The following is a 14382-nucleotide window of genomic DNA, read 5'->3' on the forward strand; positions in this document are numbered from 1 at the left end:
CAGGCCATCGGCGCGTCGAGACGGGAGTGGTCCCATGGCCGGTGTCGACCTCGGTCCGTTCCCCGACCTGGCGGGGTTCGATCGCGCCGCCGCGCTCGACGCCGACGATCCGCTGGCCGGGTGGCAGGACGCGTTCGTCGTGGCCGAGCCGGACCTGCTGTACCTCGACGGGAACTCGCTCGGGCGCCTGCCGCGGGCGGCGGTCGACGCGGTCGAGGATGTCGTCACGACGCAGTGGGGCCACCGCCTGATCCGGTCGTGGAACGAGGGCTGGTGGGACGCGCCCACGCGGCTGGGGGACCTGCTCGCCCCCGTCGTGGGAGCACGGCCGGGCGAGGTCGTGGTCTCGGAATCCACCTCCACGAACCTGTTCAAGCTCGCCGTGGCCGCCGTGCGTGCCCGGCCGGGCCGGACCCGGATCATCACCGACGACCTGAACTTCCCGACCGACAACCACGTCCTGGCGGGCGTCGCCGACCTGCTGGGTGACGGCGTGGAGGTGGTCACGGTGCCGAGCGCCGACGGGATCCACGGTCCGGTGGAGGAACTGCTCGCCGAGATCGACGACGCGACAGCCCTGGTCTCGCTCAGCCAGGTCTGCTTCAAGTCCGGCTACGCCTGGGACGTCGGGCAGGTCACCCGTGCGGCACATGCCGCGGGGGCGATGGTGCTGTGGGACTGCAGCCACTCGGTCGGCTCGGTGCCGGTCGACCTGGGGGCCCACGACGTGGACCTGGCCGTGGGGTGCACCTACAAATACCTCAACGGCGGGCCGGGGGCGCCGGCGTTCGCCTACGTGCGCGCCGACCTGCAGGACGAGCTGGCCAACCCCATCACGGGCTGGTGGGGTCACGACGAGCCGTTCTCGTTCGACCTCGACTTCCGCCCCGCCTCGGGCATCCGGAAGTTCCACGTCGGCACGATGCCGATGCTGTCGCTGCTGGCGGCGGAGGCGGGGATCGCCATGGTCGCCCAGGTCGGCATCGACGCGATCCGCACGAAGTCCGTCGCCCTGACCACCGTGCTGGTGGACCTGGTCGACGAGCACCTCGCGCCGCTGGGGTTCGCACTGGCCTCACCCCGTGACCCCGATCGTCGGGGCGGCCACGTGTCGGTGTCGCACCCGCAGGCGTGGGGGATCACCCGCGCACTGGTGGAGGAGGGCGAGGTCGTGCCCGACTTCCGGGCTCCCGACGTCGTGCGCCTGGGCCTGTCGCCGCTGACCACCTCGTTCACCGACGTCCACACGGCCGTCGGGCGGATCGCCGATGTGGTCCGCGGCGACCGCCACCTGGCCCATGCCGACAGCGACCTGTCGGTGACCTGATCCCGCGGGGCGACGGTGAGTGGTCAGTCGAGTTCGTCCAGGAACGCAAGGACACGCCGGACGAGCAGGTCGGCGGCCTCGGGATCGTGGACGTCCAGTGACGCGTCGGCGAACAGGTGGACATCCCCGTCGTAGAGGAACAGCTCGGCGTCCTCGGTGGTCGCGACCAGCTCACGCGCGGCGTCGAGGTCGCCGCCGGCGGCGAAGAACGGATCGTTGCCCATGCCGTGCACCTGCACGGGCACGTCCTCGGGCCAGCCGTCGCTGAACTCCGACACGGGCGCGCAGGCATCGACGAGCACGGCGCCACGGGCGTCGGCTCGGGTCTGGGCGAGTTGCTGGGCGGCCATGACGCCCAGCGAGAACCCGATGAACACCGGCGCCGAACCGAGGTCGTCGGCCGCCGCCACCCCCCGGCCGGCCAGTTCGCCGAACCCGACCTCGCGCGCGTGGGCCATGCCGTCGTCGATGGTGGTGAACGTCCGCCCGTCGAACAGGTCGGGTGCGTGGACGGTGTGCCCGGCGTCGCGCAGCGTCGACGCGAACGCCTCCATCCCCGGTGTCAGCCCCTGCACGTGGTGGAGCAGCAGCACGTCTGCCATGGTCGTCTCCTTCGGACGTCGATAAATGATCCAATAGTTTCGAACGTTCCAGAAGACTAGTGTGACGCATCATGACGAGCAACCCCGTTCCGCCCGGCCACGACCTCGCCGACCGGCTGGCGCTGACCACCCCGGCGCAGGTCAAGGCGATCAGCCATCCGCTGCGGACCGCGATCCTCGGGCTGCTCCACGAGCGGGCCGCCAGCGTGACCGAGCTCGCCGAGGCCGTCGAGCGCCCACGCAGCACCGTGGCCTACCACGTCGAGGTGCTGGCCGACGCGGGGTTGCTGCAGGTCGTGCGGACCCGGCGCGTGCGCGCGATCGAGGAGCGGTTCTGGGGTCGCACCGCCCGCCTGTTCTTCGTCGGCGTCGACCAGGAGTCCGACGGCGAGGAGCTGCCACGGGACTTCAACGACTTCGCGGTGGCCGCGCACGAGTCGCGCCAGGCGTTCCTGGACGGCGAGCTGTGGGGCTTCATCCGCCATGCCCGCATCTCTCGTGCGCAGGCGGGCGCGCTCTGGGAGCGCATGGCCGCACTGGTCGGCGAGTTCGAGACGCTGCCTCGCGAGGGCGACACCGTCTACGGCTTCGCCGTCGGCGTCTATCCGACAGACCAGGCCAGCCTGCCCCCACCCGACGATGAGTAGGCTCGGACCCGTCGGTCGCCGTCGATGAGGAAGCCGCGATGATCCACGCCTTCGTGCTCATGAACGTCGCCCCCGAGCACATCGCCGAGGTGGCCGAGCGCACCGCGGCGTTCGACGGGGTCCAGTCGGCCCACTCGGTGGCCGGCAGCGAGGCCGACGTCGTCGCCGTGCTGGCCGTGTCGAGCCACGACGAGATCGCCGCAGTCGTCACCGAGCACCTCGTGACCCTCCCCGGGATCCTGTCGACCCGGACGATGATCGCCTTCCGCAGCTACTCCCCGGACGAGCTCGACGCTGCCTGGGAGGGCATCGGCGACTGATCCGGTCTCAGCCGGTCTGCCCGAGCGCGTCCGCGTCGAGGGCCGCCAAGAAGGTCGCCAGTGCGTCGTGGGCTGCGCGCAGGCGCCACACCTCGACGAACTCGCCACGTTGATGGGCCTGGTCGGTGCGTCCGGGCCCGAAGTTGACGGCCGGGACGCCCAGGGCGGCGAACCGGGCGACGTCGGTCCACGCCTGCTTGGCGGCGACCTCGGCCGGCACCGCGGCGACGAAGGCCGCGGTCACCGGGCGGTCGGCCATCGGGGCCGCAGGAAGGGCCCGGTCGGTGATCGTGACGTCGATCTCGAGGTCGAGGTCGGCCGCGAGGCGTCGGATCTGGTCGCGCAACTCGGCTTCTGCGGTCTCGAGGTCGCGACTGGGGCTGAACCTGAAGTTGAGGTTGAGGTTGAGTGCGCCGGGCAGGACGTTTCTTCCGTTGTCGGTGTGGGCCTGGGTCATCGACCAGACGTCGTGGAAGGTCACGCCGTCCAGTTCCACCGGGGTCGGGCCGCGATCGTCGAAGGCCGTCAGCAGTCGACCGGCGGCCGTCAGCGCGTTGCGTCCGTGCCACGGACGGGCCGAGTGGGCCTGGCGACCGTGCACCACGAGCGTCGCATGGAGCCCACCCAGGCACCCCAGCTGGATCTCGCCGTCGGTCGGTTCGAGGATGACCACCAGGTCGGCGCGTGACAGCCACCCGACCTCGTCCAGCACCACGCCCAGTTCATTGTCCTCGGCCGGGCCCTCCTCGGCGGCGTACAGGACCAGCACGACGTCGACGTCGGTGCCGAGCTCGCCGTCCGCGACCCGTTCGAAGATCCGGGTGGCGACGACGTTGCCGGCCTTCATGTCGGACGTGCCACGCCCGACGACCACGTCGACGCCGGCGACGACGTCCCGCCGTGGTTCGCGGTCCGCCGGGGTCGGGGCCACGACGTCGAGGTGTCCGGCCAGGACGACCAGTGGCCGATCCCCGGCGCCGGGTGGACCGGCCGTCGCCGAGCGGACCACCAGCGAGTTGCCGATCCGCCGGACGTCGTCGCCACGGGCGTGGTGATGGGCGGCCACCGCGTCGGCGATGGGACCCTCGTCGCCGGTCTCGCACACCAGCGCACAGTGCTCCAGCAGGCGGTCGACCAAGTCCGTGGTGGTCGCGTCGTCGACCGCCACGCCGTCGGGGGCAGGGACCGGGGTGGTCATCGGGTCCTCGCGGTGAGGGGAACGGTGACGCGGATCGTCATTTCAGGTGGCCCTTCGGTCACGGGACCGGACTCACACCTGGACGGCGAAGTCGCGCAGGGTGGCGTTCAGCGACGTCTTGGCGTCGGTGGACTCGGTCCGCTGGCCGATGATCAGGGCGGCCGGCAGCTGCCACGTGCCTGCCGGGAACTCCTTGGGACGCGTGCCGGGGATCACCACGGCGCCCTGCGGCACGTGTCCCCGCACCTCGACCGGCTCGTCCCCGGTGACGTCGATGATCGGGGTCGACCCGGTCAGCACCGTGTTGGCCCCGACGACCGCGCCGCGACCGACCCGAACGCCCTCCACGATGATCGAGCGCGACCCGATGAAGCAGTCGTCCTCGATGATGACCGGCGTGGCACCGGCCGGTTCGAGCACCCCGCCGATGCCGACCCCGCCCGACAGGTGGACGTTGCTGCCGACCTGGGCACACGAGCCGACCGTGGCCCAGGTGTCGACCATCGTGCCGGCCCCGACCCAGGCACCGATGTTGACGTAGCCGGGCATCAGCACGACCCCGCGCTGGAGGTGTGCGCCGTGGCGGGCGGTGCCCGGCGGCACGACCCGCACGCCCTGCTCGGCGTAGCCGGTCTTCAGGGCGACCTTGTCGTGGTACTCGTACGGGCCGACCTCGATGGTCTCCATCTCCGCCTGGCGGAACATCAGCAGGATCGCCTGCTTGGTCCACGCGTTGACGACCCAGTCGCCGTCGGGACCCGGCTCGGCGACGCGGACCTCGCCGCGGTCGAGCAGGTCCAGCGTCTCGGTGACGGCGGTGCGCGCCTCGGAGGACTGCCAGCCGTCCTCGCTGGCGGCGGCCGCGGTGATGGTGGCTTCGAGCTGGTCGGTCACGACGGAGGTCCTTGGCTGGCGGTGTCCTGGGGGCGGTGGGACCCGGCTCCGGGGGTGGTGCGACGCGTGCGGTCGACGTCCGGCGACGGGGTCCGGGTGGGCGAGACCGCAGCGTACGCCGGGCTACCGTGGGGGCGGCCACTCGGCCCCCTCGGCGGTCCGATCTCCCGCCGGTCCCGATTCCCGTCGATCCTGACGCAAGGCTGTCCGTGACGTCCGACCTGCGCGAATCCCGCGAGCACCGCCGGCTGCGCCACGACCTCGGCACGCTGGCCGGTGGTGCCTTCATGGGGGCTGCCGAGATCGTCCCGGGCGTCTCGGGTGGCACGATCGCGCTGGTGTTCGGCATCTACGACGCCCTGATCACCACCCTGTCGACCGGGGCGGGCGCCCTGGGACGGCTGTTGCGTGGTGACCTCGCGGGCACGGGGGACGCGCTGCGGCGGATCGACTGGCGATTCCTCGTGGCGCTGCTGGTCGGGATGGGCAGCGCGATCCTGCTGCTGAGCCGGGTCATCGAGGGGCTCCTCGAGGACCAGCCCGTCGTCATGTCCGCGTTGTTCGCCGGCTTGGTGGCAGGTTCCGTCGTGCTGGCGATGCGCGAGCTCCACGCCACGCCGAGCGGCACCCACGTCGCGGTGATGGCGTTGGTCGGTGTGACCACCTTCGTCGCGCTGGGGGTGACCCCCAGCCGGATCGTCGATCCCTCGCTGCCGATGTTCTTCGGTGCCGCCGCCGTGGCGATCTGTGCCATGATCCTTCCGGGGATCTCGGGATCGTTCATCCTGCTCCTGCTGGGCATGTACGAGCCGGTGCTGGCCGCCATCTCGGGTCGCGACCTGGGCGTCCTGGCCGTGTTCGCCGCGGGTGCGGTGACCGGGCTCGCCCTGTTCTCGTCGTGGCTGGACCGGTTGCTCCTGCGCCGCCACGACCTGACCCTGGCGGTGCTCATCGGCCTGATGGCCGGATCGATGCGGGTCCTGTGGCCGTGGCCGGCGGGACCAGAGGGGGTCGGGGACGCCCGGCTGGGCGCACCGGTGTCCGGCGACGTCGTGCCGGCACTGGTCGCCACCCTCGTGGGCCTGGTCGTGGTGGTCGCGGTGGCCCGGATCGGCGACCTCACCGTCGGCGACGACCCGCTCGACATCGACCCGGTCGATCCCCCGACCGACGATCCCGGCCGGACCACGGACATCGACGCCGGCCGGACCGCACGCAGCGACGAGGTGGGACCATGACCAACGACATCCCGACCAGGCTGCTGGTGGTCAGCAATGCCGACGCCGGCACCAACGACGAGGCCGCCGTCGACGCCGCCCGGGCGGTGTGGGAAGCAGCCGGACGCGAGGTGCGGGTCGTCGCCACCGCGGGGCCCGACGAACTGGCGGACCTGCTGCGCGACGTCGACGACGAGCTGGTCGTGGCGGCCGGTGGCGACGGCAGCCTCCACGCCGTGGTCCAGGCCCTGGCCGACGTCGAGCGCCTCGATCGTGTCCCCGTCGGCCTGCTGCCACTTGGCACCGGCAACGACATGGCGCGGGGGCTCGGGTTGTCGCTGGAGCCCGAGGACGCGGCCAACGACCTGCTCGTCGGATCGCTGCACGGCATGGACCTGCTCGTCGACCAGGACGGCCGGATCGGCATGAACGCCGTCAACATCGGGATCGGTGCGGCCGCGTCCCAGCGCGCGACCAGCCTGAAGAAGGGGATGGGGCCGGCCGCCTACCCCGTCGGGGCCGTCGCGGCCGGGGCGACCGAGCCGGGCTGGACCCTCACCATCACCGTCGACGACGAGGTGGTGGTCGACGCCCAGCCGGTCCTGCACGTCGTGATCGGCAACGGTCCCTCGGTGGGAGGCGGGACCGCGGCGGCGCCCGGTGCCGACCCCGAGGACCACCGCGCCGAGGTCGTGGTGTCGCTCGCGACGTCGGCGATGGCCCGGATCGGCTACGCCACCGACCTCCGGCGGGGCGAGCACGTCGACCGGGACGACGTCCTGGCCGTCGGCGGCCGCGAGATCGTGGTCGAGGGTGACGAGCATCCCTGGAACGTCGACGGGGAACTGCCGCCCGAACGCACCCGGTCGCACTGGGTGCTGCACTCCGCTGCGTGGCACCTGGTCCACCCGGGACGACCCTCGGACGTCTGAACTGCCCGGGCGAGCGACCGATCGGTCAGGGTCGCGGCACCCGGCCGTCGTCGAGCCCGGCCTGCCACCCCGCCACCGCGGTCCTGCAGTCCTCGACCGTGGGCACCAGTGCCAGTCGCAGCCAGCCGGCCCCGGCCGGCCCGAACGACCGGCCCGGCGAGGCCACGACCCCGGCGCCCAGCAGGGCCTCGGCGTGGCCGACGTCGTCGCCGTCCGGCGCCGCGAACCAGACGTAGAACGTCGCGGTGCTGTCCAGCACGTCGTAGCCGGCGGCGGACAGGAAGCCGGCCACGACGTCGCGCTTGTCCCCGAACACGGCGCGCCGGTCCGCGACGTGCTCGTCGTCCTGCCAGGCCACGGTCGCCGCCGCCTGCACGAAGTCCTGCGACGCCGTCCCGAAGTTCGGCCGCAGCAGCCGCTGGGTGCGCAGGACCGCGGCGTCGCCCACCAGTGCGCCGGAGCGATAGCCGGTCATGCCCGAACGCTTCGACAGCGACACCGTGGCCACAACCCCGGTCGGGTCCCCGTCCACGGCCTCCAGCACCGAGGGTGGCGGGGTGTTCCCGAACCACACCTCCTGGTAGCACTCGTCCGAGCACAGCAGGATGTCGTGCGCCCGTGCCACCGCCACCTGGTCGCGCCAGTAGGACAGGTCGGCCTCCGCGCCGGTCGGGTTGTGCGGGTAGTTCAGCCAGGCGATGGCGGCGGCGTCCAGGCGATCGTCGTCCAGCGTGGCCAGGTCCAGCAGCCAGCCACGGTCGTCGCGCAGGGTCACCGGGTCGGACCGGCCGCCGGCGAGCAGCGCGGAGCGGCCGTACACGGGGTAGCCCGGGTCGCCCCAGATGACCGACCGCCTGTCCGCGTCCGGGTCGATGATCGCGAACGGGAGATGGAAGATCGCCTCCTTGGAACCTGCGGTCGGGAGCACCTGGGTCGCGGGGTCGACCCAGTCCACTCCGTGGCGACGGGCGAAGAAGCCGGCCACGGCGGCCCGCAGCCCGGGCTGCCCGTAGGTCGTCGGGTAGTCCGAGACGGGACCGACCGCGTCGACCAGGGCTCGGCGCACGAACTCGGGCGTGGGCTCGTCGGGGTCCCCGATCGAGAAGTCGTGCAGCACGGCGCCGGCCGCGCGCAGGTCCGTGACCCGGTGACGCAGTTCCTCGAGGGCGTAGGCCCCGATCTCGTCCAGTCGGGGGTTGCGAGTGACCATGGTGGGCCTCGGTGGCATCGGTGCCGAGCGGCGGCGGAGTGGCGGGCCGCAGCGTAGGCCACGGGACATCCCCGATCGGCCCGGCCTAGCCTCGACCGGGCCCACCTCGTGCCCGCCTGCCCGCCGCCGGATCGGCCCCTCCGTGACCACCGCCTGTGTCGCCCCGCCCAGCGACGCCGCCCGTTCGGCGGCGGCCCTGGTGCTGGGCGAGGGCGTCGCGCGTGGTGCGGCCCTGATGCCCGACGCCGACACGGCCCTGCGCGCCGTCGCGGCGGGGACCTGTGAGGTCGCGGTCGTGCCGTGGGAGGACTCCCACGCCGGGACGGCGACCGACACCGTGGACGCGCTCGTCTTCACGCCCGGCGACCTCGTGGTGTGCGCCGAGGTCGACCGCGTCGAGGACGGACGCACCACGCGCTGGGTGGCGGTCCGCGCGGCCGACGACGCCGCCCGCCCGGCCGTGGGCGACCGCGTCCAGACCCTGCTGTTCGCGGTGCCCCACCTCAACCGACCCGGGTCGCTGACCGAGATGCTCGCGGCCTTCTCGTCGCGTGGCATCAACGTGACCCGGTTCGAGCCCCGCCCGCTCCACGCCGCCCTGGGCATGTACGGCTTCCTGCTGGAGGTCGAGGGCCACCCCGCGGATCCGTGGCTGGCCGACGCGCTCGCCGACCTGTTGACCGCCTCGTCGGTGGTCACGCACCTGGGGACCTGGGAGGCCGGGACCCGGGCGTGGTCGGCGGTGACCGGGCGCGCGCCAGAGGGCCCGGTCGTGCGCGATCGTGCGGACGTGGTGGCGCTGGGGGAGCGGTGGTCGCCCGCGACCACGTCCCGGGACACCGACGGGTCTGGCGGAGCCGAGCCGGCAGGGCCGGTTCCGGACGCCGACCGGGTCGACCCATGACGGTCGGGGTCGTCGGGCTCGGCCTCCTGGGCGGGTCGATCGCGCTGGAGCTCGTGGGGCTGGGCGACCACGTCGTCGGCCACGACCCGGACCCGGACACGGTCGCCCGCGCGGCGACGCGCGGCATCGAGATGCTCGACGACCCGGCCGCGGTCGCGGCCGCCAGTGACCTGGTCGTCGTCGCGACCCCGATCGCGCACGTGCCCGGACTGGTGGAGGAGGTTGCCCACGGCGGGGCCACGGTGACCGACGTCGCCTCGGTCCGCGCCCCCGGGGCCCTGGGGTTCGACCCGGACACCGCCCCCGCCAACTGGGTCGGTGGCCATCCCATGGCGGGAACGGAGCGTCGAGGGTTCGCCGCGGCCCATCGTGGCCTGGTCGTCGGGTCGCCGTGGTTGCTGACCCCCCACGACGCGATCGATCCGGGGGCGCTGGTCGACGTCGTCGAGCTCGCGCTGCGGCTGGGTGCCCGACCGCTGGTCCTCGACGCCCACCTGCATGACACCGTGGTGGCGACCACCAGCCACCTGACCCACCTGCTGTCGTGGGCCCTGCACGCCGACGCCCGCAGCCTGGGCACGGGCGTCGTCGACCACCTCGCCGGGCCGTCGTTCCGGGACGCGACCCGCGTCGCCGCGAGCTCGCCGGAGTTCTGGGCCGACCTGCTGGGACGCAACCGCGACGCCGTCCGCCTCGCGCTGGACCGCGTCCGTGACTGGCTGGACGCGACCGTCGCGGCCCAGCAGGACGACCTCGTCGCGCGGCTCGCGGCGGCCCAGCGGGTCCCGGGCCCGCCGTCCGCCCCGTCCGAGACCGTGACCGTCGACCTGGCCGATGTCGCGACGGCACTGGCCGACCTGCGTCGCGCCGGTGCGGCTGGCCGCGCCATCACCGGCATCGCTACCGTCGGCGATCGTCCGGGCCTGCTCGTCTCGTCCTAGCCCTGGCCCCTCCCCTCGACTCCCACGCCGGAACGCCGCCATGACCGTCGACTCCGCCGACCCGGCCCCCACGGGGCGCACCGTGCTGATCCGGGTGTCCGGCCACGACCGCCCCGGGATCACCGCCGGCCTGCTGGAGCTGCTGGCCGGCCACGACGTGGACGTCTACGACATGGAACAGGTCGTCGTTCGCGAACGGCTCACCCTGGACGTGTTGGTCGGGGTGTCCGGAGGTGACGACTCGCTCAAGGACGCCCTGTTCTGGGCCTTCGAGTCCGGGGTGCAGCTGGACTTCGAGATGGTCGAGCCGACCTCGACGCGGGCCGGCCTGCCCCGCACGGTGGTCACGACCGTGGGTTCCCACGACCGGATGACACCGGCCGCCCTGGGGGCCATCACGCGCGCGATCGCGGCCGCCGGCGGCAACATCGACCGGATCCTGCGTCTCGCGCGCTACCCCGTGCGATCGTTCGAGTTCGTCGTGGTCGACGGCGACTCTGACGAGCTTCGCACCAGGGTGGTGGAGGCCAGCGCCGAGCACGGCGTGGACGTCGCGGTCCAGCGTGGGGACATCGTCCGACGGGGCAGCCGGCTGGTGGTGATGGACGTCGACTCCACGCTGATCCGCAACGAGGTCATCGACCTGCTCGCCGAGGAGGTCGGCGTGCGCGACGAGGTCGTCGCGATCACCGAGTCGGCGATGGCGGGTGAACTCGACTTCGCGACGTCCCTGCGCCGCCGGGTCGCGCTGTTCGCCGACGTGCCGGTCGAGGTGCTCGACCGCGTGTACGAGCGCGTCGACCTCACGGCCGGGGCCCGCACGTTCGTGCGCACGCTCAAGCGGCTGGGCTTCAAGGTCGCGCTGGTGTCCGGCGGCTTCGGCAGCGTCGTCCGCCGGCTCGCCGACGACGTGGGGGTCAGCCGGGTGGCGGCCAACGAGTTGGAGGTGGTGGACGGCCGACTCACGGGGCGGCTCGTCGGCGAGATCGTGGACCGGGCAGGCAAGGCCCGGGTCCTCGAGTCCTTCGCCGCCGCCAACGACATCCCGATGTCCCAGACGGTCGCGATCGGGGACGGGGCCAACGACCTCGACATGCTGGCGGTGGCGGGGCTGGGCATCGCGTTCAACGCCAAGCCGATCGTGGCCGAGTCGGCCGACACCGCCATCACCGTGCCCTACCTCGACGCGATCCTGTTCCTGCTCGGGATCCGACGCGAGGAGGTCGAGGCCGCCGACGTCGCCGACCCGGCGGTCGAGACCAACGGCCTGGTCGCGATCCCGGGGACCCCGCCCGCCTGACCGGGCGCGCGGCCGGACCCCGCCGCCCCCGCCGCCCTGGCCCGTCAGCGCTCGTCAGTGCTCGTCGGGCCGGGCCTCCACGACGTGCTCGACGACGTCCGTGCGGCGAACGACCTCCATGCCGGCCCGCTCGTACAGGTCGGCGGCACCGTCGAGGGTGTCGTCGTCCACCTCCAGTGCCACCGCCGACAACCCGCGTGCGTAGAACCGGCGGAACGCCGTCATCAGCAGGGCCAGCGCGATGCCCCGGCGTCGCCACTGCGGCACGACCCCCAGGTCGCGGATGTACCCGACCTCCTTGCCCTCCGGCGTGCCGGATCGCCCGAGGCAGATCCCGACGACCCGGTCGTCGACCTCGGCGACCAGCCACAGGGGCCAGTCGGGTGGGGCACCGGCGGTGCGCGACTCGACCCAGTCGGTCAGTCCCAGGGGCATGGCCGTCGGGTGGTCGTCGAACGCCACCTGGTGGGTGCGGTGGATCGCGGCGAGGTCGTTGTGGCTGGCGGACCGGATGGTGACCGGGTCGGGCCAGACCGGTCGGGACGGGGGTTCGTGCAGGCCCAGGCGCATCGCGAGGTAGTGGTGGGCAGGCTCGAAGCCGCGGGCGCGCAGGAAGGCCGCCGCAGGCCGGTCACCGGCCGTCAGCGTGGTGCGGAGCATCACGGTGTCCAGGCCCCGGTCCCGAGCCTCGCGACGGGCACGCTCCTCGCCCTGGCGATGCAGCCAGCTGGCCAGTCCCTTGTCGAGGTGGTGCGGGTCGACCCGCGCGTCGATCCACACGTCCGGCCGGTCCGAGAACATCCCGTCGTCGACGGTGAACTCGGCGAAGGCGGCGAGGTCCCCCTCGCCGTCCAGGACGACCACGGTGTCGGTGAAGTCGTCGCGCCCCAGCCACCGCAGGCGCAGGTCCTGCTCGCGGAACGAGATCGTGCCCTGCCGATCGGCCTCGGCACGCTGGAAGAGGCGGGCGACGCCGTCCAGGTCGTCCCACGTCGCCGGCCGCGCGACGTGGTCGACCGGCAGGTCGACCGCATGCTCCGCCACGTCCCGCTCCTCGTCTCTTCCGGAGCATGCTAGGGCTTGGCTCGGAGGTGGGGCGTGGTGGGGCCCGGCGATACGCTGCGGGGTCGATCGCGGCCCGTCCGGCCGCCCTGTCCCCGATCCGAAGGCCTTCCCGTGGCGCGTGTCCCGGTGTTCCACCTGACTCAGCCCATTCGGCTCCCCGTCATCGAGGAGGAGGGCCTGCGCACCCGCGCCGACCTGTCCGGCCTGCTCGGCCCGGTCGACGACTTCGACCAGGCCGCGCCCGGCACCTTCGCCCGTGGCAAGCGGGTCTCGGCCTACGTGTCGCGCGCCCATGCCCAGGACTGCGTCGGCGAGCACGGCTGCGGCCTGGTGACCACCTCGGTGGACCCGACCAAGGCCCTGGCGAACACGGCCTCGGCCCGGAAGTCGGACGACCCGGAGGCGTACTGGGAGGGCGCCCGACCGCTGGCCGACTGGCAGGCCGAGGGTGACCTGCCCGAGGACCTCGAGGTCCACGTCAACGTCGGCGTGCGCGCCAAGTTCGTGGAACTGCTCGCCCCGCTGGTGTCCGACGACGAGCTGGGCGACTACGCCGGCCTGGTCCGGGCCGCGACCGACGAGGACAGGTTGTCGGCCAAGGCGCTGATGCACCTGGCGCTGATCGCGTCCGAGGGCGACTTCACGTCCGAGGCGTTCACCGCCGCGTGTGCGCTGGCGTGGCGGGACGAGCCCGACCCACCGAGCGTCATGACCGAGCTGGTCGAGCTCGGACCGGACAAGATCGCCTCGGCCGCCCTCGCCGAGTTCGGGGGTGACTCGCCGGACGCGGTGGTCCGGCTGCGCGAGGTGCTCGACGAGACCCGGGAGTGGGCCGACGAGAACGGCCTGCCGCACGGCCAGGGGATCCTCGCCCGCACCGCGTTGGTCCTGGACGAGCTGCCGACCGCCTGAGCGCGCCGGCCTGCGCGTCGACCGGCGGCGGGATGGTGGCCGTTCGCGGGGTCCGGACCTGCACCGTGGTCGTGACGTCCCCGCAACCTCGTGGTGACAACGCCCGGGTACCCCGGGCTCGACGGCCGCTGTTGCCGGCCGATGCCAGCCTTCCCCTGATCCCCGCTGCGAGGGACACCGCCATGGACGTCGAACGTCTCACCCCGCCACCTCACCATCGCGCTGGTGGCCCATGACAACTGCAAGGTCGACCTGCTCGAGTGGGCCGAGTTCAACCGCGACGTGCTGCGTGACCACGTGGTCGTCGCGACGGGCACCACCGGCACGATGCTGGAGTACGAGCTGGGCCTGGACGTCACCCGGGTCAACAGCGGCCCGCTGGGCGGCGACCTCCAGATCGGCGCCCGCATCTCCGAGGGCGCCATCGACGTGCTGGTGTTCCTCTGGGACCCGCTGGAGCCACAGCCCCACGACCCCGACGTCAAGGCGCTGCTGCGGATCGCGACCCTGTGCGACGTGCCCGTGGCGTGCAACCGCGCGACGGCGGACTTCCTGATCTCCAGCCCGCTGTTCGGTGGCGATCGTCGGACACGCCCGGCCCACGACTCCGCCCGCAGCCGGCGAGCGCGAGGCGCCTGACGACCTACAGGCTGACGATGCCCAGGTGGCCGACGGTCTCGCCGCCCTCGCCATCGTCGACGAACTCGAACCGCACCCGCTGGCCGACCCGCAGCTCCAGCAGGGGAGCGGCCTCGAACGTCGCGGCCGGCACGACGTGCTCGACCAGGTCGTCGGTCAGCAGCACGGACTCGTGGGTGCGGTGGTCGAAGCTCTTGACGGTTCCCTGCGGCATGCCGGTTCCCCAGGCGTGTGGACGTGGCGATGGACTCGGAGGATAACCCACCGTGCCAGT

General features: G+C 73.0%; 16 protein-coding genes. 10 read left to right on the top strand and 6 right to left on the bottom strand.

The genetic code is table 11. The features are described from left to right. The first annotated feature begins 34 nt into the window (after positions 1–34). Complete coding sequence (gene kynU / locus KR546_RS07605; RefSeq protein WP_238444105.1) at positions 35–1327, top strand: kynureninase; 1293 nt, start codon at positions 35–37, stop codon at positions 1325–1327. Positions 1328–1350: 23 nt separating this feature from the next. Here kynU and KR546_RS07610 read toward each other — a convergent pair whose 3' ends face one another. Then, entirely contained in the window at positions 1351–1956 is a 606-nt protein-coding gene (locus KR546_RS07610; protein WP_420804245.1) for a dienelactone hydrolase family protein, read from the bottom strand. A 44-nt stretch (positions 1957–2000) separates the two neighbouring features. Here KR546_RS07610 and KR546_RS07615 point away from each other — a divergent pair, with 44 nt between their 5' ends. Further along, a complete protein-coding gene (locus KR546_RS07615) occupies positions 2001–2576 on the top strand; it encodes an ArsR/SmtB family transcription factor (RefSeq protein ID WP_238444107.1) in 576 nt (191 codons plus the stop codon). Positions 2577–2614: 38 nt separating this feature from the next. After that, positions 2615–2896 (top strand): Lrp/AsnC family transcriptional regulator, encoded by a 282-nt coding sequence (locus KR546_RS07620; protein WP_238444108.1) that lies wholly within the window; start codon positions 2615–2617, stop codon positions 2894–2896. A 7-nt stretch (positions 2897–2903) separates the two neighbouring features. On the opposite strand, the gene dapE is transcribed toward KR546_RS07620, so the two are convergent. Both dapE and KR546_RS07630 read right to left on the bottom strand, forming a co-directional pair. After that, positions 2904–4094 carry a succinyl-diaminopimelate desuccinylase gene (gene dapE, locus KR546_RS07625; protein ID WP_238444109.1) on the bottom strand — a complete coding sequence of 397 codons (1191 nt, stop codon included), beginning with the start codon at positions 4092–4094 and terminating at the stop codon, positions 2904–2906. Positions 4095–4166: 72 nt separating this feature from the next. Further along, on the bottom strand, positions 4167–4988 hold the full coding sequence (locus KR546_RS07630; protein ID WP_338019116.1) for a 2,3,4,5-tetrahydropyridine-2,6-dicarboxylate N-succinyltransferase: 822 nt from the start codon (positions 4986–4988) through the stop codon (positions 4167–4169). A 209-nt stretch (positions 4989–5197) separates the two neighbouring features. On the opposite strand from KR546_RS07630, the gene KR546_RS07635 reads away from it, so the two are divergent. Together KR546_RS07635 and KR546_RS07640 are read left to right on the top strand one after the other, a co-directional pair. Further along, positions 5198–6226, top strand: a complete 1029-nt coding sequence (locus KR546_RS07635; protein ID WP_238444110.1) for a DUF368 domain-containing protein — start codon at positions 5198–5200, stop codon at positions 6224–6226. Continuing rightward, positions 6223–7137 carry a diacylglycerol/lipid kinase family protein gene (locus tag KR546_RS07640; RefSeq protein WP_238444111.1) on the top strand — a complete coding sequence of 305 codons (915 nt, stop codon included), beginning with the start codon at positions 6223–6225 and terminating at the stop codon, positions 7135–7137. The genes KR546_RS07635 and KR546_RS07640 overlap by 4 nt, the downstream gene beginning before the upstream one ends. A 25-nt stretch (positions 7138–7162) precedes the next feature. Here KR546_RS07640 and KR546_RS07645 read toward each other — a convergent pair whose 3' ends face one another. Beyond that, on the bottom strand, positions 7163–8347 hold the full coding sequence (locus KR546_RS07645; RefSeq protein ID WP_238444112.1) for an aminotransferase class I/II-fold pyridoxal phosphate-dependent enzyme: 1185 nt from the start codon (positions 8345–8347) through the stop codon (positions 7163–7165). A 142-nt stretch (positions 8348–8489) separates the two neighbouring features. Between KR546_RS07645 and KR546_RS07650 the strand changes: the two genes are divergently transcribed. Genes KR546_RS07650 through serB form a run of 3 tightly spaced genes read left to right on the top strand, consistent with a single transcriptional unit; the run spans position 8490 to position 11492 of the window. Beyond that, complete coding sequence (locus tag KR546_RS07650; protein ID WP_238444113.1) at positions 8490–9251, top strand: hypothetical protein; 762 nt, start codon at positions 8490–8492, stop codon at positions 9249–9251. After that, a complete protein-coding gene (locus KR546_RS07655; RefSeq protein WP_238444114.1) occupies positions 9248–10192 on the top strand; it encodes a prephenate dehydrogenase in 945 nt (314 codons plus the stop codon). The genes KR546_RS07650 and KR546_RS07655 overlap by 4 nt, the downstream gene beginning before the upstream one ends. 40 nt (positions 10193–10232) lie before the next feature. After that, entirely contained in the window at positions 10233–11492 is a 1260-nt protein-coding gene (serB, locus tag KR546_RS07660; protein WP_238444115.1) for a phosphoserine phosphatase SerB, read from the top strand. 54 nt (positions 11493–11546) lie between these two features. Here serB and KR546_RS07665 read toward each other — a convergent pair whose 3' ends face one another. Further along, positions 11547–12536, bottom strand: a complete 990-nt coding sequence (locus KR546_RS07665; protein WP_238444116.1) for a GNAT family N-acetyltransferase — start codon at positions 12534–12536, stop codon at positions 11547–11549. Positions 12537–12668: 132 nt separating this feature from the next. Between KR546_RS07665 and KR546_RS07670 the strand changes: the two genes are divergently transcribed. Together KR546_RS07670 and KR546_RS07675 are read left to right on the top strand one after the other, a co-directional pair. Continuing rightward, positions 12669–13469 carry a hypothetical protein gene (locus KR546_RS07670; RefSeq protein ID WP_238444117.1) on the top strand — a complete coding sequence of 267 codons (801 nt, stop codon included), beginning with the start codon at positions 12669–12671 and terminating at the stop codon, positions 13467–13469. 216 nt (positions 13470–13685) lie between these two features. Further along, positions 13686–14108: a methylglyoxal synthase gene (locus KR546_RS07675; protein WP_238444161.1), complete on the top strand. Its 423-nt coding sequence runs from the start codon at positions 13686–13688 to the stop codon at positions 14106–14108. 4 nt (positions 14109–14112) lie between these two features. Here KR546_RS07675 and KR546_RS07680 read toward each other — a convergent pair whose 3' ends face one another. Then, a complete protein-coding gene (locus tag KR546_RS07680; protein ID WP_238444118.1) occupies positions 14113–14322 on the bottom strand; it encodes a copper-binding protein in 210 nt (69 codons plus the stop codon). Between the last annotated feature and the right edge of the window lie 60 nt (positions 14323–14382).

Source organism: Salsipaludibacter albus, assembly GCF_019798055.1.
Taxonomy (GTDB): Bacteria; Actinomycetota; Nitriliruptoria; order Nitriliruptorales; family Nitriliruptoraceae; genus Salsipaludibacter; species Salsipaludibacter albus.